The 18923-nt window shown below is 58.8% G+C and carries 16 protein-coding genes; 5 read left to right on the top strand and 11 right to left on the bottom strand.

Features of this window, described 5'->3' with window-relative positions:
* Positions 1–73 precede the first annotated feature (73 nt).
* The 5 genes from prpF to BVH74_RS11985 all read right to left on the bottom strand — a co-directional run bounded on the left by prpF (position 74) and on the right by BVH74_RS11985 (position 6695).
* Positions 74–1270 carry a 2-methylaconitate cis-trans isomerase PrpF gene (gene prpF, locus BVH74_RS12005; protein WP_080050298.1) on the bottom strand — a complete coding sequence of 399 codons (1197 nt, stop codon included), beginning with the start codon at positions 1268–1270 and terminating at the stop codon, positions 74–76.
* Positions 1267–3873: a Fe/S-dependent 2-methylisocitrate dehydratase AcnD gene (gene acnD / locus BVH74_RS12000; RefSeq protein WP_080050297.1), complete on the bottom strand. Its 2607-nt coding sequence runs from the start codon at positions 3871–3873 to the stop codon at positions 1267–1269. Before acnD ends, prpF begins: the two co-directional genes overlap by 4 nt.
* Positions 3874–5034: a bifunctional 2-methylcitrate synthase/citrate synthase gene (gene prpC / locus BVH74_RS11995; protein WP_080050296.1), complete on the bottom strand. Its 1161-nt coding sequence runs from the start codon at positions 5032–5034 to the stop codon at positions 3874–3876.
* 70 nt (positions 5035–5104) lie between these two features.
* Positions 5105–5992, bottom strand: a complete 888-nt coding sequence (gene prpB, locus BVH74_RS11990; RefSeq protein ID WP_080050295.1) for a methylisocitrate lyase — start codon at positions 5990–5992, stop codon at positions 5105–5107.
* Positions 5982–6695, bottom strand: a complete 714-nt coding sequence (locus BVH74_RS11985; RefSeq protein WP_080050294.1) for a GntR family transcriptional regulator — start codon at positions 6693–6695, stop codon at positions 5982–5984. The genes prpB and BVH74_RS11985 overlap by 11 nt, the downstream gene beginning before the upstream one ends.
* Positions 6696–7053: 358 nt before the next feature.
* Between BVH74_RS11985 and rloB the strand changes: the two genes are divergently transcribed.
* The 3 genes from rloB to pabB are packed head-to-tail and all read left to right on the top strand — an operon-like array spanning position 7054 to position 10961.
* Positions 7054–8583 carry an osmotic stress tolerance membrane protein RloB gene (rloB, locus tag BVH74_RS11980; protein ID WP_080050293.1) on the top strand — a complete coding sequence of 510 codons (1530 nt, stop codon included), beginning with the start codon at positions 7054–7056 and terminating at the stop codon, positions 8581–8583.
* A gap of 9 nt (positions 8584–8592) precedes the next feature.
* On the top strand, positions 8593–9627 hold the full coding sequence (locus BVH74_RS11975; RefSeq protein WP_080050292.1) for an alpha-L-glutamate ligase-like protein: 1035 nt from the start codon (positions 8593–8595) through the stop codon (positions 9625–9627).
* Between the two features lie 11 nt (positions 9628–9638).
* A complete protein-coding gene (gene pabB / locus BVH74_RS11970; RefSeq protein ID WP_080050291.1) occupies positions 9639–10961 on the top strand; it encodes an aminodeoxychorismate synthase component I in 1323 nt (440 codons plus the stop codon).
* 79 nt (positions 10962–11040) lie between these two features.
* Here pabB and thrH read toward each other — a convergent pair whose 3' ends face one another.
* Complete coding sequence (thrH, locus tag BVH74_RS11965; RefSeq protein WP_080050290.1) at positions 11041–11658, bottom strand: bifunctional phosphoserine phosphatase/homoserine phosphotransferase ThrH; 618 nt, start codon at positions 11656–11658, stop codon at positions 11041–11043.
* A gap of 220 nt (positions 11659–11878) precedes the next feature.
* Between thrH and BVH74_RS11960 the strand changes: the two genes are divergently transcribed.
* Positions 11879–12610: a phosphoadenylyl-sulfate reductase gene (locus BVH74_RS11960; RefSeq protein WP_080050289.1), complete on the top strand. Its 732-nt coding sequence runs from the start codon at positions 11879–11881 to the stop codon at positions 12608–12610.
* 28 nt (positions 12611–12638) lie between these two features.
* Here BVH74_RS11960 and cysB read toward each other — a convergent pair whose 3' ends face one another.
* The 3 genes from cysB to BVH74_RS11945 all read right to left on the bottom strand — a co-directional run bounded on the left by cysB (position 12639) and on the right by BVH74_RS11945 (position 15703).
* Positions 12639–13613, bottom strand: coding sequence for an HTH-type transcriptional regulator CysB (gene cysB, locus BVH74_RS11955; RefSeq protein ID WP_080050288.1), 975 nt, complete (start codon positions 13611–13613; stop codon positions 12639–12641).
* Positions 13614–13811: 198 nt separating this feature from the next.
* Positions 13812–14723 (bottom strand): 5'-nucleotidase, encoded by a 912-nt coding sequence (locus tag BVH74_RS11950; protein ID WP_080050287.1) that lies wholly within the window; start codon positions 14721–14723, stop codon positions 13812–13814.
* A gap of 20 nt (positions 14724–14743) precedes the next feature.
* Positions 14744–15703 carry a putative 2-dehydropantoate 2-reductase gene (locus tag BVH74_RS11945; RefSeq protein ID WP_080050286.1) on the bottom strand — a complete coding sequence of 320 codons (960 nt, stop codon included), beginning with the start codon at positions 15701–15703 and terminating at the stop codon, positions 14744–14746.
* 241 nt (positions 15704–15944) lie between these two features.
* Between BVH74_RS11945 and BVH74_RS11940 the strand changes: the two genes are divergently transcribed.
* Positions 15945–17021: a 3-deoxy-7-phosphoheptulonate synthase gene (locus BVH74_RS11940; protein ID WP_080051716.1), complete on the top strand. Its 1077-nt coding sequence runs from the start codon at positions 15945–15947 to the stop codon at positions 17019–17021.
* 60 nt (positions 17022–17081) lie between these two features.
* Here the strand turns inward: BVH74_RS11940 and BVH74_RS11935 are convergent, their stop codons facing one another.
* Entirely contained in the window at positions 17082–17366 is a 285-nt protein-coding gene (locus BVH74_RS11935) for a GNAT family N-acetyltransferase (RefSeq protein ID WP_080050285.1), read from the bottom strand.
* Positions 17367–17481: 115 nt separating this feature from the next.
* Positions 17482–18867: a GntP family permease gene (locus BVH74_RS11930; protein ID WP_080050284.1), complete on the bottom strand. Its 1386-nt coding sequence runs from the start codon at positions 18865–18867 to the stop codon at positions 17482–17484.
* Between the last annotated feature and the right edge of the window lie 56 nt (positions 18868–18923).

Here is an 18923-nt window from a genome sequence, read left to right as displayed (position 1 = left end):
AGTACCCGACCAGCCACCAGAGTCACTTTAGGGTCTGTTGCCGTTTCATCGCAACAGACCCTAGCATAGCGGTTTACTCGAAGCAGTCTCCCGGCACCCGTACCCAGCCTTCCATCAGGATGCGCGCACTGCGACTCATGATCGCCTTTTTGACCTGCCATTGGCCGTCGAGCCGGACCGCCTCGGCACCAACCCGCAGAGTGCCGGACGGATGTCCGAACACCACTGACTGGCGCTCACCACCACCGGCGGCCAGGTTCACCAACGTCCCTGGAATGGCGGCAGCCGTGCCGATAGCCACGGCTGCGGTACCCATCATGGCGTGATGCAGCTTGCCCATCGACAACGCCCGCACCAAGAGATCGATATCACCAGCCTTGACGACCTTGCCGCTGGAGGACACATGGTCGACCGGCGGCGCGACAAAGGCGACCTTGGGCGTGTGCTGACGGCTGGCAGCCTGACTGACGTCGCTGATCAGCCCCATTTTCACCGCGCCCTGGGCACGAATGGCTTCGAACATGGCCAGAGCCCTGGCGTCACCATTGATCGCCTCCTGCAGCTCAGTGCCGCTGTAACCAATGGCGGCGGCATTGACGAACACAGTCGGGATACCGGCGTTGATCAGCGTCACCTCCAAGGTGCCGACACCCGGCACCACCAGGTCATCGACCAGATTGCCGGTAGGGAACATCGCCCCGCCACCCTCGCCTTCACCCTCATCGGCCGGATCAAGAAACTCCAGCTGAATTTCCGCCGCCGGAAAGGTCACCCCATCCAACTCGAAATCACCGGTCTCCTGCACCTGTCCGGCACTGATCGGCACATGGGCAATGATGGTCTTGCCGATATTGGCCTGCCAAATTCTGACGCTACAGATACCGTCGTCTGGAATCCGTGCCGGATCCACCAGCCCGGCATGAATGGCAAAAGCCCCGGCCGCGGTCGACAGATTGCCGCAGTTGCCGCTCCAGTCGACAAAAGCGCTGTCGATTGCCACCTGACCATAAAGGTAATCCACATCATGGTCCGGCTGCGTGCTGCGCGACAGAATCACGCACTTGCTGGTACTGGACGTCGCCCCACCCATACCATCGGTATGCTTGGCATAAGGGTCGGGGCTGCCGATCACCCGCATGAACAGCTTGTCACGCGCCGTACCCGGCACCTGGCAGCTGGACGGCAGATCCTCCAGACGGAAGAACACCCCCTTGCTGGTACCGCCACGCATGTAAGTGGCGGGGATTTTGATTTGTGCAGGATGACTCATGCTGTCGCCTCGGCCTCAAGGAAGTCCTGAGCAAAGCGCTGCAGCACCCCGCCCGCCTCGTAAATCGACACTTCCTCATCGCTGTCCAGACGACAGATGACCGGCACCTTGATCACTTCACCATTGGTCCGATGGATGACCAGAGTCAGCTCGGTACGTGGCTTGCGCTCACCGAGCACGTCAAAGGTTTCAGTACCGTCGATACCCAGGGTCTTGCGCGTGGTACCTGGCTTGAACTCCAGCGGCAGTACGCCCATGCCGATCAGGTTGGTGCGGTGAATGCGCTCGAAACCTTCGGCCACGATTGCCTCGACTCCGGCCAGACGCACGCCCTTGGCCGCCCAGTCGCGTGAACTGCCCTGACCGTAGTCGGCCCCGGCGATGATGATCAACGGCTGCTTGCGGTTCATGTAGGTTTCGATGGCTTCCCACATGCGCATGACCTTGCCGTCAGGTTCGACCCGGGCCAGCGAGCCCTGCTTGACCTGACCATCGACCACGGCCATTTCGTTGATCAGCTTGGGATTGGCGAAGGTCGCACGCTGGGCGGTCAGGTGATCGCCGCGATGGGTAGCGTAGGAATTGAAATCCTCCTCCGGCAGGCCCATTTTATGCAAGTATTCCCCAGCCGCACTGTCCATCATGATCGCGTTGGACGGTGACAAGTGATCAGTCGTGATGTTGTCCGGCAGTACCGCCAGCGGACGCATACCCTTGAGCGTGCGCTCACCAGCCAGCGCTCCCTCCCAGTACGGCGGGCGGCGGATATAGGTGGACATCGGTCGCCAGTCGTACAGCGGACTGACCTTGGCGCTGTTGTCGCGGGTGATGTCGAACATCGGGATATAGACCTTGCGGAATTGCTCGGGCTTGACCGAGGCCTTGAGTACCGCATCGATTTCCTCATCGTTCGGCCAGATATCCTGCAAACGAACTTCCTTGCCATCAACAACACCCAGCACATCCTTTTCGATATCGAAACGGATGGTCCCGGCAATCGCATAAGCCACTACCAGCGGCGGTGAAGCCAGGAAGGCCTGCTTGGCATAGGGATGGATACGCCCGTCGAAGTTGCGGTTGCCCGACAACACGGCGGTGGCATACAGGTCGCGGTCGATGATCTCCTGCTGAATCTTCGGATCCAACGCGCCGGACATACCGTTGCAGGTAGTACAGGCAAAGGCCACCACACCGAAGCCAAGCTGCTCCAGCTCATGGGTCAGACCAGCTTCCTGCAGATAGTCAGCCACTACCCGCGAGCCCGGCGCCAGCGAGGTCTTGACCCAGGGCTTGCGGGTCAGGCCGAGTTTGTTAGCGTTGCGTGCCAGCAAGCCGGCGGCAATCACGTTGCGCGGGTTGCTGGTGTTGGTACAGCTGGTAATGGCAGCGATAATTACCGCGCCATCGGGCATCAAGCCTTCAGCTTCCTGGGCACGCGCCTGCTCCAGGCCCACGGCGATCCCTTTGGCCGCCAGATCGCTGGTGGCGACCCGGGCATGCGGGTTGGACGGGCCAGCCATATTGCGCACTACAGAGGACAGATCGAAACGCAGCACGCGCTCATAGTCGGCATCAGCCAGGCTGTCAGCCCAAAGCCCCGCCTGCCTGGCATAGGTCTCGACCAGTTTAACCTGCTCGTCATCGCGGCCGGTCAGTTTCAGATAATCGATGGTCTGCTGATCGATGAAGAACATCGCCGCCGTGGCACCGTATTCCGGCGCCATGTTGGAGATGGTCGCCCGATCCCCCAGGGTCAGACTGGCGGCACCCGCACCACGGAACTCCAGATAGGCACCCACGACCCGTTCCTTGCGCAGGAATTCAGTCAGCGCCAGGACCATGTCGGTGGCGGTAATCCCCGGCTGCAGCTTGCCGGTCAGCTCGACACCGACGATGTCCGGCAGACGCATCCAGGAGGCACGGCCAAGCATCACGTTCTCGGCTTCCAAACCACCAACGCCGATGGCGATCACCCCCAGGGCATCGACATGCGGCGTATGGCTGTCGGTACCGACGCAGGTATCCGGGAAGGCAACGCCGTCACGGGCCTGAATCACCGGGCTCATCTTCTCCAGATTGATCTGGTGCATGATGCCATTGCCAGGCGGGATCACATCAACATTCTTGAACGCATACTTGGTCCAGTCGATGAAATGGAAGCGGTCTTCGTTACGACGGTCCTCGATGGTACGGTTCTTCTCGAACGCCTGCGGGTCATAACCGCCGCATTCGACCGCCAACGAGTGGTCAACAATCAACTGTACCGGCACCACCGGATTGACCTTGGCCGGATCACCACCCTTGTCGGCGATGGCATCGCGCAGACCAGCCAGATCGACCAGCGCGGTCTGACCCAGAATGTCGTGACAGACCACCCGGGCCGGATACCAGGGGAAGTCCATCTCGCGTTTGCGTTCGATCAACTGCTTGAGCGAATCAGTCAGGGTCGCCGGCTCACAACGGCGCACCAGGTTCTCAGCCAGCACCCGCGAGGTGTACGGCAACCTGGCGTAGGCGCCCGGCGCGATCGCATCGACCGCCGCCTGGGCATCGAAATAGTCCAGGTCAGTGCCCGGCAAGGGTTTGCGGTATTGAGTGTTCATTTACTTGCGATCCTTGAGCGGGACGAATTTCAGATCTTCCGGGCCGACGTAGTTGGCGCTGGGGCGGATGATCTTGCCGTCGATACGCTGTTCGATGACATGGCTGGACCAGCCCGAGGTACGGGCGATGACGAACAATGGGGTAAACATGGCAGTCGGTACGCCCATCATGTGGTAGCTCACGGCGCTGAACCAGTCGAGGTTGGGAAACATCTTCTTGATTTCCCACATCACGCTTTCCAGACGCTCGGCAATGTCGTACATCTTGGTATTGCCCTGCTCTACTGAGAGTTCGCGGGCCACTTCCTTGATCACCTTGTTGCGCGGATCGGCGACGGTATAGACCGGATGGCCGAAGCCGATTACCACTTCCTTGCGTCCCACCCGCTCGCGGATGTCGGTTTCAGCCTCGTCCGGATTGTCGTAGCGCTTCTGGATCTCGAAAGCGACCTCGTTGGCACCGCCATGCTTGGGACCACGCAGGGCGCCGATACCACCGGCGATGCAGGAGTACATATCCGAGCCGGTACCGGCAATCACCCGTGAGGTAAAGGTCGACGCGTTAAATTCATGCTCGGCATACAGGATCAGGCTGGTGTGCATGGCGCGCACCCAGGAATCGCGCGGCTTTTCGCCGTGCAGCAGGTGCAGGAAATGCCCCCCGATAGAATCGTCATCGGTCTCGACGTCGATGCGCTTGCCGTTGTGGCTGTAGTGATACCAGTACAGCAGCATCGAACCCAGGCAGGCCATCAGCTTGTCGGCAATGTCGCGGGCGCCGGGATGGTTGTGGTCGTCCTTCTCTGGCGACAGGCAGCCCAGCACCGAGACGCCAGTCCGCATCACATCCATCGGATGCGCCGACGGCGGCAGTTGTTCCAACGCGGCCTTGACCCCGGCCGGCAGGCCGCGCAGGGCCTTGAGCTTGGTCTTGTAACCGGCCAGCTCAGCGATGGTCGGCAGCTTGCCATGGACCAGCAGGTGAGCGATTTCCTCGAACTCGCAGGTGGTGGCGACATCAAGAATGTCATAGCCGCGGTAATGCAGATCATTGCCGCTGCGACCTACGGTGCACAGCGCGGTGTTACCGGCGGTGGTGCCGCTCAGGGCAACGGACTTCTTCGGTTTGAACGTCGGCGTGGTGGTGTCGTTGGTGCTCATCGTTCATCTCCTTCCAGGCAATCATTGTCGTTATTCAACAGCCCCACCAGGGCGGGGCCGGACCGGCTTATTACTTCTTGCCGGCAGCAAACAGCGCATCCAGCTTCTGCTCAAAGGCGTGATAGCCAATACGGTCATAGAGCTCGGCGCGGGTCTGCATGCTGTCGACCACACTCTTCTGGTGACCTTCCTGACGAATCGCGGTGTAGACATTTTCCGCCGCTTTGTTCGCGGCCCGAAACGCCGACAGCGGATACAGCTGGATGGCCACCCCCACCGAGGCCAGCTCATCACGACTGAACAACGGGGTGGCGCCAAACTCGGTAATGTTGGCCAGAACCGGCACATTCAGCTCCTTGACGAAGCGCTCGTAGGTAGGCAGATCGTAAGCGGCCTCGGCGAAAATGCCATCGGCACCGGCCTCGACATAGGCCTTGCACCGCGCAATCGCGGCGTCCACGCCTTCGGCCTGGATAGCATCAGTGCGGGCGATCAGGAAGAAGTCTGGATCGGTCTTGGCATCGGCCGCAGCCCTGACCCGGTCAACCATTTCCTCGGTCGAGACAATTTCCTTGCCCGGGCGGTGGCCACAGCGCTTGGCACCTACCTGATCCTCAATGTGCGCGGCAGCGGCACCGGCCTTGATCAGGCTCTTGACCGTGCGCTCAATGTTGAAAGCGCTGGGACCAAAACCGGTATCGATATCCACCAGCAGCGGCAGGTCGCAGACATCGGTAATCCGGCGCACGTCGATCAGCACATCTTCCAGAGTGTTGATACCCAGATCCGGCAAACCCAGCGAACCGGCAGCGACGCCACCACCAGACAGATAGATGGCCTTAAAGCCGGCACGCTTGGCCAGCAGGGCGTGATTGGCGTTGATCGCGCCGATAACCTGCAAGGGTTGCTCTTCAGCAAGCGCCTGACGGAAACGTTGACCTGGGCTATTACTCATCATTCAGTCCCTCCTGAGGATCTTGGGGCGCGTCTTGCTGTTGCATGCGACGCTCGATGTTGCGGCGTGAAGCGCTGATATGGCGGCGCATCAACATTTCCGCGAGCTCGCCATCACGGTCGGCGATGGCTTCAATGATTCGATGATGTTCGGCGAACGCCTGCTGCGGACGCTTGGGCGTAGTGGAGTAGCGGTAGCGGTACATGCGCACAAGGTGGTAGAGATCACCACATAGCATGTCGCTGAGGGTCTGGTTCTTGCTGCCCTGAATGATCCGGTAATGAATATCCAGATCACCTTCCTGCTGATAATAGGACTCGTTGGCCTTGAGACCACTGTGTTTCTCATGGGTCGCCAGCACCTCACGCAGACCGGCGATTTCCTCATCGCTCATGTTCTGCGCCGCCAACCGACAGGCCATGCCTTCCAGCGCTTCACGCACATGGTACAGCTCGATCAGCTCTGCATAGCTGAGTGAAACAACACGCACCCCAGCATGCGGAATGCGCACCACCAGACGCCGCCCCTCGAGCCGACGGATGGCTTCGCGCAGCGGGCCACGACCAATACCGAAAGTACTGCTCAGATACTGCTCGCTGATACGGGTACCCGGCGCAATCTCGCCTTTGACGATTGCCGACTGGATACGGGCAAAGGCACCGTCGGACAGGGTGAGCGCGGGCGACTGGGTGTCTGCTTCAGCCAATTGTTGACAACCTTTGTTAAATTATTGGTCAACACGATTCAACTGAGCGAATAATGCGCCTCACCGCACAAGATTGTCAACAATCCATCAAAAAACCCTTATTACGCTATTCTGTACTCAGAATCTGCCAACCTTATGGACCATGCATGGACAGCCCTCACAATCTCTCTTCAATACCTGCCGCCAACCATCGACCAGAAGCGTCAGTCACCGGCATCGAGACACTGCCATGGCACTTTTCGGCCGGACTACGTACCAACCTGAGGGCGTGCTAATATGCCGCCCTGTTCACCGAACCGATGCCTGCGCACCTGGATGACGACAGGAAGCGGTGACCTACACAGCCACTGGGAAGACTATGCAATCGCTCAACTTGCACCTGAAAATCCTTATCTTCATTCTTGTAAGCCTTGGCCTGCTGATCACCGGATACCAGATCGTCGTGCTCGACATTCCGGTCAAGGAAGACGAAACCGACGATATCTGGAGCCTCGACGCCAAGTTCGAGTTTCAGGCCAGCAGTGGCGTCCCCATCAAGGCTCAGATGTTCATTCCGCCACTGAATCAGGACTACATCAGCCTTAACGAAAGCTTCATCTCCAACAATTACGGAGTCAGCATCAATCAGGTGCAGAGCAACCGCCGGGTGACCTGGTCAGCCCGCCGTGCCAGTGGCACCCAGACCCTGTACTACCGCCTGGTGCTGACCAAGCGCTACAGCACCGCCCCCACGGTCGCGCCGCCGCCTCCAGCACGCCAGCCGATTGTTCTGGATGGCCCCGAGCAGGTCGCCGCCGATGCATTGATCAGTCCGATCCGCCAGCACTCGGCCGACATCGAAACCTTCATCAGTGAAACCATTCGCCGGGTCAATGACATCACCGACGACAATGTCAAGCTGCTGCTTGGCGGCAGCGCCAGTGCGCTGGACAAGGCCCGGGTAATTGATGTGCTGCTGTCCAATGCACGAATCCCGCTGGAGCTGGTACATACCATTCGCCTGGAAAGCACGGCCAATCAGGAGCCGGAACTGTGGCTGCGTAGCCATAACGGCGAGCGCTGGCTGTATTACCACCCTGAAACCGGCCAGCAAGGCATCCCCGACAACCGCCTGATCTGGTGGACCGGCAGCCAGCCGCTGTTCAACCTTGAAGGCGGCCGCCAGGGCCGCGTCAGCTTCACCATCAACAACAGTGAGATGAACGCTCTGCGCTTGGCCAAGATGACCACCGAGAATCGCGCCTCGGCACTGCTCGAATACTCGCTTTATGGCCTGCCGCTGCATGCCCAGCATGTCTATCAGGTGATGATCATGATCCCGGTCGGAGTACTGGTAATCCTGATTCTGCGCAACCTGATCGGCATCCAGACCCTGGGGACCTTTACCCCGGTACTGATCGCCCTGGCCTTCCGCGAGACTCAAGTTGGCTGGGGTATCGTGTTGTTCACCCTGATTACCGCGCTGGGCCTGTCACTGCGCTCCTACCTTGAACACCTGAAGCTGCAGATGCTGCCACGCTTGTCGATCGTACTGACCTTCGTGGTGCTGGTCATCGCCGCCATCAGTCTGTTCAGTCACAAACTCGGTATCGAGCGGGCGCTGTCGGTATCGCTATTCCCGATGGTGATCCTGACCATGACCATCGAGCGCCTGTCAATCACCTGGGAAGAGCGTGGCGGCAGCCATTCGTTCAAGGTCGCACTCGGCACACTGGTCGCTGCTACCCTCGCGCACCTGTTGATGACCATTCCGGAGCTGACCTACTTCGTCTTCACCTTCCCGGCAATCTTGCTGGTACTGGTAGGCTTCATGCTGGCGATGGGGCGTTATCGTGGCTACCGGCTGACCGAACTGATGCGCTTCAAGGCGTTGACCCAACAGGGCTGAGGAAACCGCATGTTCTTCCTGAAAACCTTGAAAGCGCTCAAAGCCCATGGCGTCATGGGCATCAACCGCCGCAATGCCGACTATGTACTCAAGTACAATAAGCGGCACCTGTATCCGGTGGTCGACGACAAGATCCTGACCAAGGAGCGCGCCATCGCTGCCGGCATTCATGTGCCGGAGCTGTACGGGATCATTGAAACCGAGAAGGATTTCGACAAGTTCGATTCGATTGTCGACAAACACAAGGACTTCGTTATCAAGCCGGCCCAGGGCGCCGGCGGCGACGGCATCATCGTCATCGCCGATCGCTACGAAGGCATGTTCAAGACCGTATCGGGAAAGATCATCAGCCGCGACGAAATCGGCCACCACATCTCCAGCATCCTGTCTGGACTGTACTCGCTCGGCGGCCACCGTGACCGGGTAATCATTGAATACCGAGTCACCCCCGATCCGATCTTCAAGAGCATCAGCTATGAAGGCGTACCGGACATTCGCATCATCGTGCTGATGGGCTATCCGGTGATGGCCATGGTGCGCCTGCCGACCCGCCAATCCAGTGGCAAGGCCAACCTGCACCAGGGCGCGATCGGGGTCGGTGTCGATCTGGCTACCGGCATAACCCTCAAGGGTACCTGGCTGAACAAGAAGATCAGCAAACACCCCGACACTGCCAACCCGGTCGATGGTGTACAACTGCCGGATTGGGACGGTTTCATGGCCCTGGCGGCATCCTGTTACGAATTGTCCGGTCTGGGGTACATCGGCGTCGATCTGGTACTGGATCAGGATCAGGGTCCGCTGATTCTGGAGCTCAACGCCCGCCCAGGCCTGAATATCCAGATTGCCAACGATGCCGGCCTGACCCACCGCTGCCATGCCGTCGAACGCCATCTGGCGGCACTGAAAAAGACCGGCCATGAGCCGGAAACGCCTGAGCAGCGCGTGGCCTACGCCCAAAAGCACTTTAGCCAGCCGCGTTCAATCAAGCCCGAAGACCCCCCGGCAAGCCCGGAGTCCAGCAACTCCGAAAACCCTGCATGACGACATCGTAAATGCACTACCAACTCACTGAGCTGGGCTATCAGCCCAGGCTTGATGCCTGGCTGCCCAGCGTGCGTGACCTTGGCCATCCGGTCCTGCTGGACTCGGCCACCCCCTCTCAGCTGGGCCGCTACAGCCTGCTGAGTGCCGGCCCAAGCCAGATAATCGAACCGCTACATGCAGAACACGGCCGAGAAACGCTTGCTCGCCTGCGTCAACTGCTGGCCGATCTTGGCCCGGCATCCTGGCCCGGCCAGCCCCTGCCCTTTGGCGCCGGGGCTCTGGGTTATGTCAGCTATGATTTCGGTCGACACCTGGAGGCCCTGCCCGAGCTAGCCAAAGCCGATATCCGGCTACCCGACCTGCGCATGGGCATTCACCTGTGGGCGCTGCTGAGCGATCACCAGCAGCGTCAAAGCTGGCTGGTGAGTCATCCACGCCTGCCGAACAGCGAGCACGAGGCCATTCTCGAACGCCTGCGCACCAGCGCTGTCGCACCAGCCCCCTTCCACCTGACCAGTGCGTTCCAGGCCGAGCAACGCCGTACCGATTACCAGCAAGCCTTTGAGCGCATTCAGCACTACATTCAGGCCGGCGACTGCTACCAGATCAATCTGGCTCAACGCTTCAGCGCCGACTGCAGTGGCGATCCCTGGAGCGCCTGGCAACGCCTGCGCCAAGCCTGCCCGACTCCGTTTTCCGCCTACCTGGAAAGCCCTGACGGCGCTCTGCTCTGCCTGTCACCGGAACGTTTTCTGCAGGTCCATGACGGCCATGTAGAGACCCGCCCGATCAAGGGCACCCGAGGGCGTGGCGCAACGCCAGAACAGGATCAGGCTCTAGCCGAAGAGCTACTTGAATGCCTCAAGGACCGGGCGGAAAACCTGATGATCGTTGACCTGCTACGCAATGACCTGGGCCGCAGCTGCCGGCCCGGCAGTGTCCGGGTTCCCGAGCTGTTCGCCCTGGAAACCTATCCCAACGTTCATCATCTGGTCAGCAGCGTAACCGGCGAGCTGGCCGAAGGTCAGGACGCCCTCGACCTGCTGGCCGCCGCCTTCCCGGGCGGATCGATCACCGGAGCACCGAAAATTCGCGCAATGCAGATCATCGAGGAACTCGAACCAGTCCGGCGCAGCCTGTATTGCGGCAGCATCGGCTATATCGGCTGTGAAGGCCAGATGGACCTGAATATCGCCATCCGCACCCTGATTCATCAGGATGACCGACTCTATCTGTGGGGAGGTGGCGGCATCGTCGCCGACTCGGAGGCTGAAGCCGAATATCAGGAAACCCTGACCAAGGTCAGGGTTCTGATGGAAGCACTAAACTAAGAAGACACTGATTAATTGCACACAAGCCCAGCGACAATTGGGCCAACGCAGAAACAGATTTAATCAGTGTTTCCCTAAATCAGAGGCTCAGCGTACGATTCGACGCTTTGATGAACTCTTTCTTCAGGTCTTCATAGGTGTGCACTGCCGGAAACTGCGGGAACTCGGCAATCACGTTGTCCGGGGCGTGGAACAGGATGCCGGCATGGGCTTCGGACAGCATGGTAGTGTCATTGTAGGAGTCACCAGCAGCAATGATCCGGTAGTACAGGCTCTTGAGCGCAATAACAGACTGACGCTTGGGATCCTTCTGGCGTAGTTGATAATCCACTACCCGGTCGCTCTCGTCGGCAATCAGACGATGACACAGCAGGGTCGGAAAACCGAGCTGACGCATCAACGGCTGCGAAAACTCGTAGAAAGTATCGGACAGAATCACGACCTGAAAGCGCTCGCGCAGCCAGTCAACGAACTCCACCGCGCCGTCCAGCGGCTTGAGGGTGGCGATCACTTCCTGAATATCACCCAGCTTGAGGCCGTGCTGATCGAGAATGCCCAGGCGTTGCTTCATCAGCACGTCGTAGTCGGGAATATCCCGGGTAGTCGCCTTCAGCTCTTCGATACCGGTTTTCTCGGCAAAGGCAATCCAGATTTCCGGTACCAGTACCCCTTCAAGGTCAAGGCAGGCGATTTCCACGGGCAGCTCCTGATGTGATCGATGAAATGGCCGACAATCTACCGGCTAAGCGCCTGCGACGCAATGCCAGTCCAAGCTAACAGACACGCCTGTTAGCTTGCCTGATGATAGCCAAAAGACATAAAAATATAACTAAATAAAAGAGGATGGACTAAGTCGGGCTTTGTTAGACTTCGCTCAAAACAGCGGCGCATTGACCGCCTGGAAGGAAACGAGCCTGATGACCAAGACATTCGACCCCGCCGAACTGGCCGAAAGCTACGCCGGCAAATCCCCCCAGGACATACTCAAACTGGCCTTTGAGCACTTTGATAATCTGTGGCTGTCATTCAGTGGCGCCGACGATATCGTAGTGCTGGACATGGCTTGGAAGATTAACCCCGCCATCAAGGTATTCACCCTGGATACCGGCCGCCTGCACCCGGAGACCTACCAGTTTCTGGAAAAAGTCCGCGAGCATTACGGCATCGCTCTGGAAGTACTTTCCCCCGAGCATCAGGCCCTGGAAGCCTATGTGAAGGAAAAGGGGCTGTTCGATTTCTACAAAAGCGGTCATGGCGAGTGCTGCGGCATCCGCAAGATCGCCCCGCTACGGCGCAAGCTGGCAACCGTCGATGCCTGGATCACTGGCCAGCGCCGCGACCAGAGCCCCGGCACCCGCAGCCATGTGCCGGTGATCGAACAGGACGAGGCATTCGGCAGCGAAGCGCATCCGCTGATCAAGTTCAACCCGCTGGCCAACTACAGCAGCGAAGATGTGTGGAACTACATCCGCATGCTGGAGATTCCCTACAACCCGCTGCATGAGCGCGGCTTTGTCAGCATTGGCTGCGAGCCCTGCACCCGTGCGGTACTGCCGAACCAGCACGAGCGCGAAGGCCGCTGGTGGTGGGAAGAAGCTACCCAGAAGGAATGCGGCCTGCACGCCGGCAACCTGATCGCCAAGAGCTGATCAGCGTCCCTGCACACTAGCTGCCAGTCTAATGGACTGGCAGCTCTACTCCTGCGAACAACTCATCAAGTTCCAGCTTGTTGTGGCACTGTAGGGCCTTGTCGACCACATCGCGGGTCAGGTGCGGCGCGAAAGCCTCGATGAAGTCATACATATAGCCACGCAGGAAAGTCCCCTTGCGGAACCCGATCTTGGTTACGCTGGGCTCAAACAGCTTGCTGGCGTCGATTGTCACAAGGTCGGCATCGGCCACCGGATCAAGCGCCATATGGGCGACAATCCCGACCCCCAACCCCAACCGCACGTAGGTCTTGATCACGTCAGCATCGGCGGCAGTAAACACCACCTTGGGTGCCAGACCGCGATTGCTGAATGCCTCGTCCAGCTTCGAGCGACCAGTAAAGCCAAACACGTAGGTGACCAGCGGATGTTCAGCCAAAGCTTCGAGTGACAACTCCGGCAACTTGGTCAGTGGATGCCCCTTAGGTACGATCACACAACGATTCCAGCGATAGCACGGCATCATCACCAAATCGGAAAACAGCTCCAACGCTTCAGTGGCAATCGCAAAATCAGCGGTGCCATCGACCGTCATCTCGCAGATCTGCATCGGCGTGCCCTGGTGCATGTGCAGGGACACATCGGGATAGCGCTGAATGAAGCGACCAATAATCGGCGGCAAGGCGTAGCGTGCCTGGGTGTGGGTGGTTGCCAGAGTCAAGGTGCCCTTGCGTTCGTTACTGAACTCCTGGGCGATCTGCTTGATGCTTTCGACCTTGCGCAAAATCTCACCGGCGGTAGCAATGATGCGCTCGCCCGCAGGCGTAACTCGGGTCAGGTGTTTGCCGCTGCGAGAAAAGACTTCAACCCCCAGTTCATCCTCAAGCAGGCGGATCTGTTTGCTGATACCCGGCTGTGAGGTGTACAGACTCTGCGCGGTGGCCGACACGTTAAGATCGTGATGAGCGACCTCCCAGATATAGCGGAGCTGCTGCAGTTTCATGATGGGATCCCCTGGTCTGACGGTTTCACGGTCGTGCGCCGCGTTATAACCATAATAACCGTTATCACTACGAGGTTAGACCATCTGTAACTGAAATGATTGGTCAGGCGACAAAATAACCGACCACTGGTCTGCCAAAAGGCTTTAAGGGTCTTTTTTCGCCTCGTCAGACCGGTGTAAGCAGTTTGAGGTTGGTTCCTAGCTGGTTTTACGCAGATTACTGATGCCGTGCGGCACATGCCCGGTCGGGACCACTCCCACGGCTCGCTGACAATGACCTTCCTGGTCATCGAAGAACAGATCTGCTCCGAAGGCACGCAGGAACTCAGACTTATCGAGCCCGCCGAGAAACAGCGATTCATCCAGGCGAATATCCCACTCTCGCAGGGTCCGAATTACCCGCTCATGGGCCGGAGCTCCACGCGCGGTAACCAGAGCAGTACGGATTGGGCAATCATCGACACCGAACTCGGTCTGGATCCGGTTCAGAGCGGCCAGGAAATGCTTGAACGGCCCACCGGCCAACGGCTCACGCGCAGCGGCGCGCTCCTTGGCCTGAAAGGCCTCCAGTCCATCACGCTGAAACACTTGCTCGGATTCATCGGAGAACAGTACCGCATCGCCATCAAAGGCGATGCGCAACTCGTCACCGGTGTCACGCGGGCGCCCCGAAGGCAGAATCGTTGCGGCGGCAAACCCGGCTTCCAGAGTGCTGCGAACATCGTCGGCATGGGTGGAAAGAAACAGATGGCAGCCGAAGGCTGGCACATAGGTAAACGGGCTGCGACCGCCAGCAAAGGCAGCCCGGGTAATCCCGAGCTGATAATGCTGGATCGAGTTGAAAACTCGCAGACCGGTATCAGCGCTGTTGCGCGACAACAGCACCACCTCTACCCGGCTTTCGCCTTCCAGCAGGCTGTTGATCCGTAGCAGCTTCTGCACCAGTTGAAAGGCTTCGCCAGGGGCCAGCGGTTCGTCTTCACGCGCTATCTGATATTGCCGGTAGGCTTCCAGCCCTTCCTGCTCATAGACCTGGTGACTGTCATCCAAATCGAACAAGGCTCGCGAGGAGATCGCAATCACCAACTTGTCACCGAGCAGTACGGGCATGGCACCTCCTGGCAAAGGGGTCAGTCAGCGGCCAGGTACCTGTCCTGAATGAACCGCAACATCTGCAACAATGCCTCGGTTTTCGGCATCGCGCAACCGGCCTGGGCGGCCTTTTCCAGCGCTTTGCCGTACAGATTGTCCAGCTCCATCGGGCGCTTGTGCAGCCAGTCGTGGTACATGCTGGGCTGATAGTCCGGCATGGTGTGGGTGTGCTTGAGCAGTTTTTCCGGGTATTGCTCCGGCATGCTGTAGCCTTGGGCCTCGGCAGCACTGACGATCTCGGCCATCAGATCACGAATCAACTGCCAACTGGCCGGGTTATCGAGCAACGCTTTGGTGCCGCCATTGAGCAGTACGGAAACGCCATTGAAAGCTGCATTCCAGACCAGCTTCTGCCAACGAGCTGACTCCAGGTTGGCGGCCTCCCGAGCCTTGATACCGGCTTGACGGAATAGCTCCGCGCCCTCGCTCAGTACAGCCGCTCGCGCCGTATCGTCGCCGGCTGGGCCGCTATGGTAGGCCAGGTCGATCAGGCCGTTGTCTTGATGCACCACCACACCGGGCGCGGTACGGTACAGGCACACATAGCACAGCCCGGCGATCAGGTGTAGGTCATCAGGCAGCAACGGCCGCAGGTCGGCTTCGTTATCCAGCCCGTTCTGCAACAACACTACCTTGGCCCCAGGCGCCGCAGCCTTGGCAATGATTGGCGCCAACTCAGCATTAGTAGTCGACTTGGCGCCCACCAGCAACCAGTCACAGGCCGGCATGTCGGCCACGTCGCGATAGGCCTGTACCGGATTGAGGTTGAGCATTCCGTGCACCCAACTGTCGACGGTCAGCCCCTTGTCGAGCACCGCCTGATACTCACTACGTAACAAAAAGTGTACGTCCTGGCCGCTACGGGCCAGCATCAGGCCGTAAAAGCCGCCAATGGCGCCCGTACCGATAACCCCGATTCTTGGCATGCTGCTTTGCATATCACCCTCTTCTTGTCATGTGCATGGTCCGACTGGACGTCATGGTAATCGTCTTTGCCAGCTCAAGACCGTCAGCCACGCGACAAAGCTGGCGTTCGATCCAAACCATCAATCGACCCAATAGTAGCAAGTTGGGGTAGCCTGGCGCGGCAAGCTTGATTAAGCTGTCAGCCACCCTGGAGCCTCCATAATATTGAACCAAGGCGCCGCTGGCTGCCTGACAAACCTGCTGAGACTGATGATGGCCGACTTACCAATCGATGACCTTAACATCGCTTCGAACGAAGTACTGATCACACCCGCCCAACTCAAAGCCAAAATTCCGCTGACACCGGCCGCCCAGGCGACCATCAGCGATAGCCGCCAGGTTATTCGCGACATTCTCGATGGCAAGGACCAGCGCCTGTTTATCGTCATTGGCCCCTGCTCCATCCATGATGTCGAAGCCGCCAAGGATTACGCCCAGCGCTTGAAAAAACTGGCCGAGGAAGTCAGCGACACCTTGTATCTGGTCATGCGGGTCTATTTTGAAAAACCACGTACCACCGTTGGCTGGAAAGGTCTGATCAACGACCCCTATCTTGATGATTCATTCAAGATCGAAGACGGCCTGCACATTGGCCGGCAACTGCTGCGTGATTTGAGTGAGATGGGCTTGCCGACCGCTACCGAAGCGCTCGACCCAATCTCCCCACAGTACCTGCAGGACCTGATCTCCTGGTCCGCCATCGGCGCCCGTACCACCGAATCGCAAACCCACCGGGAAATGTCTTCGGGCTTGTCTTCGGCGGTCGGCTTCAAGAACGGTACCGACGGCAGCCTGACCGTGGCCATCAACGCCCTGCAGTCAGTCTCCAGCCCGCACCGCTTCCTGGGTATCAACCAGGATGGCCAGGTATCGATCGTAACCACCAAGGGCAACAAATACGGCCATGTGGTACTGCGCGGCGGCAACGGTAAACCGAACTATGACTCGGTCAGCGTCTCGCTATGTGAAAAGGAACTGCAAAAGGCCGGCGTACCGCTGAACATCATGGTCGACTGCAGCCACGCCAACTCCAACAAGGACCCGGGCTTGCAGCCACTGGTGATGGATAACGTTGCCAATCAGATTCTCGAAGGCAACAATTCGATAATCGGCCTGATGGTTGAAAGCCATATCGGCTGGGGTAATCAGTCGATTCCCCAGGATCTGTCGCAACTGCAGTACGGAGTTTCTGTGACTGACGCCTGCATCGACTGGGATACTACAGTCAGCAGCATCCGCAGCATGCACGCCAAACTCAAGGATGTTATGCCCAAGCGTCAGCGCGGCTGATCCCGGCCCTTAAAACGACAAACCCCGCCAAGGCGGGGTTTGTCGTTTCTGCAATAGGACTCAGGCAGTACGGGCTTCGACGAGGCGAGTCTGGCGATCCATGTACCACTCCACGTACGAGCAGGAGGGTATAACCGTGTACCCGCCCTCCTCTGCATAGCGCAGGGCATGGGCTGTCAGCCTGGCGGCCAGCCCCCTGCGGCGCAGAATACTGGGCACGAAGGTACGGTAGATATCCAGCGTCTTTTTACCCAGATCCATATAGGACAAATAGGCTTTTGCGCCATCGACGACAATGTAGAACTGCTGTGCTTGCGGATCGTGTTGGATCGGCGTCAGTGGCATTGTCGGTCTCCTGTGGAAATCCAAAAGGGAACAGGGGAACAGTATAGACAACAAATCAGGAAAAAAATTCCACCCGATTTTTCGCTCACCCCCCCTGTCATTCCCCGCTTCCGACTCAGCCCATACCCAGCATCATCAGTAGTGCGATCGCGGCCAGACAGGCCACCACCGGGATAGCCACGGTGACCACGAACATATCCTTGTAAGCCTCACGATGGGTCAACCCCATGATCATGAAGGTGGCGATCACTGCGCCACAATGCGGCAACGAGTCTAAACCGCCCGAGGCAATGGCGGCGATCCGGTGCAGGATCTCCGGTTGTACGCCCATCTCCAGGTAATGCGGAGCCAGCGACTGCATGAAAATCTGCAGACCGCCAGAGGACGAACCAACGATGGCCGAGACTACGCTGGCCGAGGCAAACACTGACAGTAGCGGCGGCAGATCAGCACTGAGAATCCACTGGGCAAACTGACCAAAACCGGCGGTCTGGGTCACGACTCCACCGAAGCCGATTACTGCCGCCGTATTGAGCAGCGGCATGATCGAGTCTTCGGCGCCCTGGCCAAATACTTGCCCCACCTTGCGCCGCATGCTCGGGAACAGCACTACGCAGGTCAACGAACCCAGGATCAAGGCCATGCTCGGCCAGATGATCGGTTGCGTCTGGCTAAAGACCAGACTGCGCGCCAGCAAGCTGTCGCTACCGGACCAGTCACCCATGGCCAGCAACAGCCGCGGCAGCATGATCACGCCCAGCACCACGATCATCGGAACCATCGCCAGATACCACGGCGGCGCATCGGCAGGATCACCGATCAACTGCTCCATACGCTTGTCCTGGGTATTCTCGACAAAGCCTTCACCATTGGCCCGGGCCAGCCGCCAGCCGCGTTCGACATACCACATGCCAAGCCCAACCATGATCAGAGCAGCAAAGATCCCGATCCAGCCGCCGGCAAACAGGTCGGTCCCCAGCGAACTGGCCGAGATCACGTTATGGATCGACGGAGTCCCCGGCAGCGCGGTCATGGTGAAGGTTCCGGCCCCAACCGAGGTCGCCGCCGCCCAGAGCCGTTTGGGCAGATTGGCTTCACGCATCAGAGTGATACCCAGCGGATACATGGTGAACACCACCACGAACACCACTACACCGCCGTAGGTCAGTAGCGCACATACCAACATGCCCACCAACAGGGTGCGCTTTACACCCAGGCTATTAGTAATGGCCAGTGCAATGCTCTTGGCTGCCTGACTGGTCGCCATGGCCTTACCAAAAATTGCCCCACAGAGGAACAGCAGAAAGAACTTGCCAGCAAAGGTGAAGGCTCCAAGCGGGCCGAAGGGATAGAACTCAAGCAGAGTCTTGGGAATCAACAATCCGTTGGTCACTGCCACTACCAGGGCACAAACCAGCGAGGCGATAAAGATATTGGCTCCGCGCAGGGCCATGAAAATCAGCAGGGCGAGCCCCGCTAGCAAGCCTAAGTTGCCCAGCATCAATGCATTCCTTGTAGTTGTCTCATTGTGGTTGCGACACATTACCGCACTGTCGA

It is taken from the genome of Halopseudomonas phragmitis (assembly GCF_002056295.1).
GTDB lineage: Bacteria > Pseudomonadota > Gammaproteobacteria > Pseudomonadales > Pseudomonadaceae > Halopseudomonas > Halopseudomonas phragmitis.
The sequence above is the reverse complement of the archived record's forward strand: the minus strand, read 5'-3'. Positions and strand labels throughout refer to the sequence as shown.

Excerpts from the sequence above, each read along its gene's own strand:
- BVH74_RS11950 (WP_080050287.1), bottom strand. The coding sequence starts at position 14,723 with ATGCCCGTACTGCTCGGTGACAAGTTGGTGATTGCGATCTCCTCGCGA.
- BVH74_RS11975 (WP_080050292.1), top strand. The coding sequence starts at position 8,593 with ATGTTCTTCCTGAAAACCTTGAAAGCGCTCAAAGCCCATGGCGTCATG.
- prpF (WP_080050298.1), bottom strand. The coding sequence starts at position 1,270 with ATGAGTCATCCTGCACAAATCAAAATCCCCGCCACTTACATGCGTGGC.
- BVH74_RS11930 (WP_080050284.1), bottom strand. The coding sequence starts at position 18,867 with ATGCTGGGCAACTTAGGCTTGCTAGCGGGGCTCGCCCTGCTGATTTTC.
- acnD (WP_080050297.1), bottom strand. The coding sequence starts at position 3,873 with ATGAACACTCAATACCGCAAACCCTTGCCGGGCACTGACCTGGACTAT.
- BVH74_RS11935 (WP_080050285.1), bottom strand. The coding sequence starts at position 17,366 with ATGCCACTGACGCCGATCCAACACGATCCGCAAGCACAGCAGTTCTAC.
- cysB (WP_080050288.1), bottom strand. The coding sequence starts at position 13,613 with ATGAAACTGCAGCAGCTCCGCTATATCTGGGAGGTCGCTCATCACGAT.
- prpC (WP_080050296.1), bottom strand. The coding sequence starts at position 5,034 with ATGAGCACCAACGACACCACCACGCCGACGTTCAAACCGAAGAAGTCC.
- pabB (WP_080050291.1), top strand. The coding sequence starts at position 9,639 with ATGCACTACCAACTCACTGAGCTGGGCTATCAGCCCAGGCTTGATGCC.
- rloB (WP_080050293.1), top strand. The coding sequence starts at position 7,054 with ATGCAATCGCTCAACTTGCACCTGAAAATCCTTATCTTCATTCTTGTA.
- BVH74_RS11960 (WP_080050289.1), top strand. The coding sequence starts at position 11,879 with ATGACCAAGACATTCGACCCCGCCGAACTGGCCGAAAGCTACGCCGGC.
- prpB (WP_080050295.1), bottom strand. The coding sequence starts at position 5,992 with ATGATGAGTAATAGCCCAGGTCAACGTTTCCGTCAGGCGCTTGCTGAA.
- BVH74_RS11945 (WP_080050286.1), bottom strand. The coding sequence starts at position 15,703 with ATGCAAAGCAGCATGCCAAGAATCGGGGTTATCGGTACGGGCGCCATT.
- BVH74_RS11940 (WP_080051716.1), top strand. The coding sequence starts at position 15,945 with ATGGCCGACTTACCAATCGATGACCTTAACATCGCTTCGAACGAAGTA.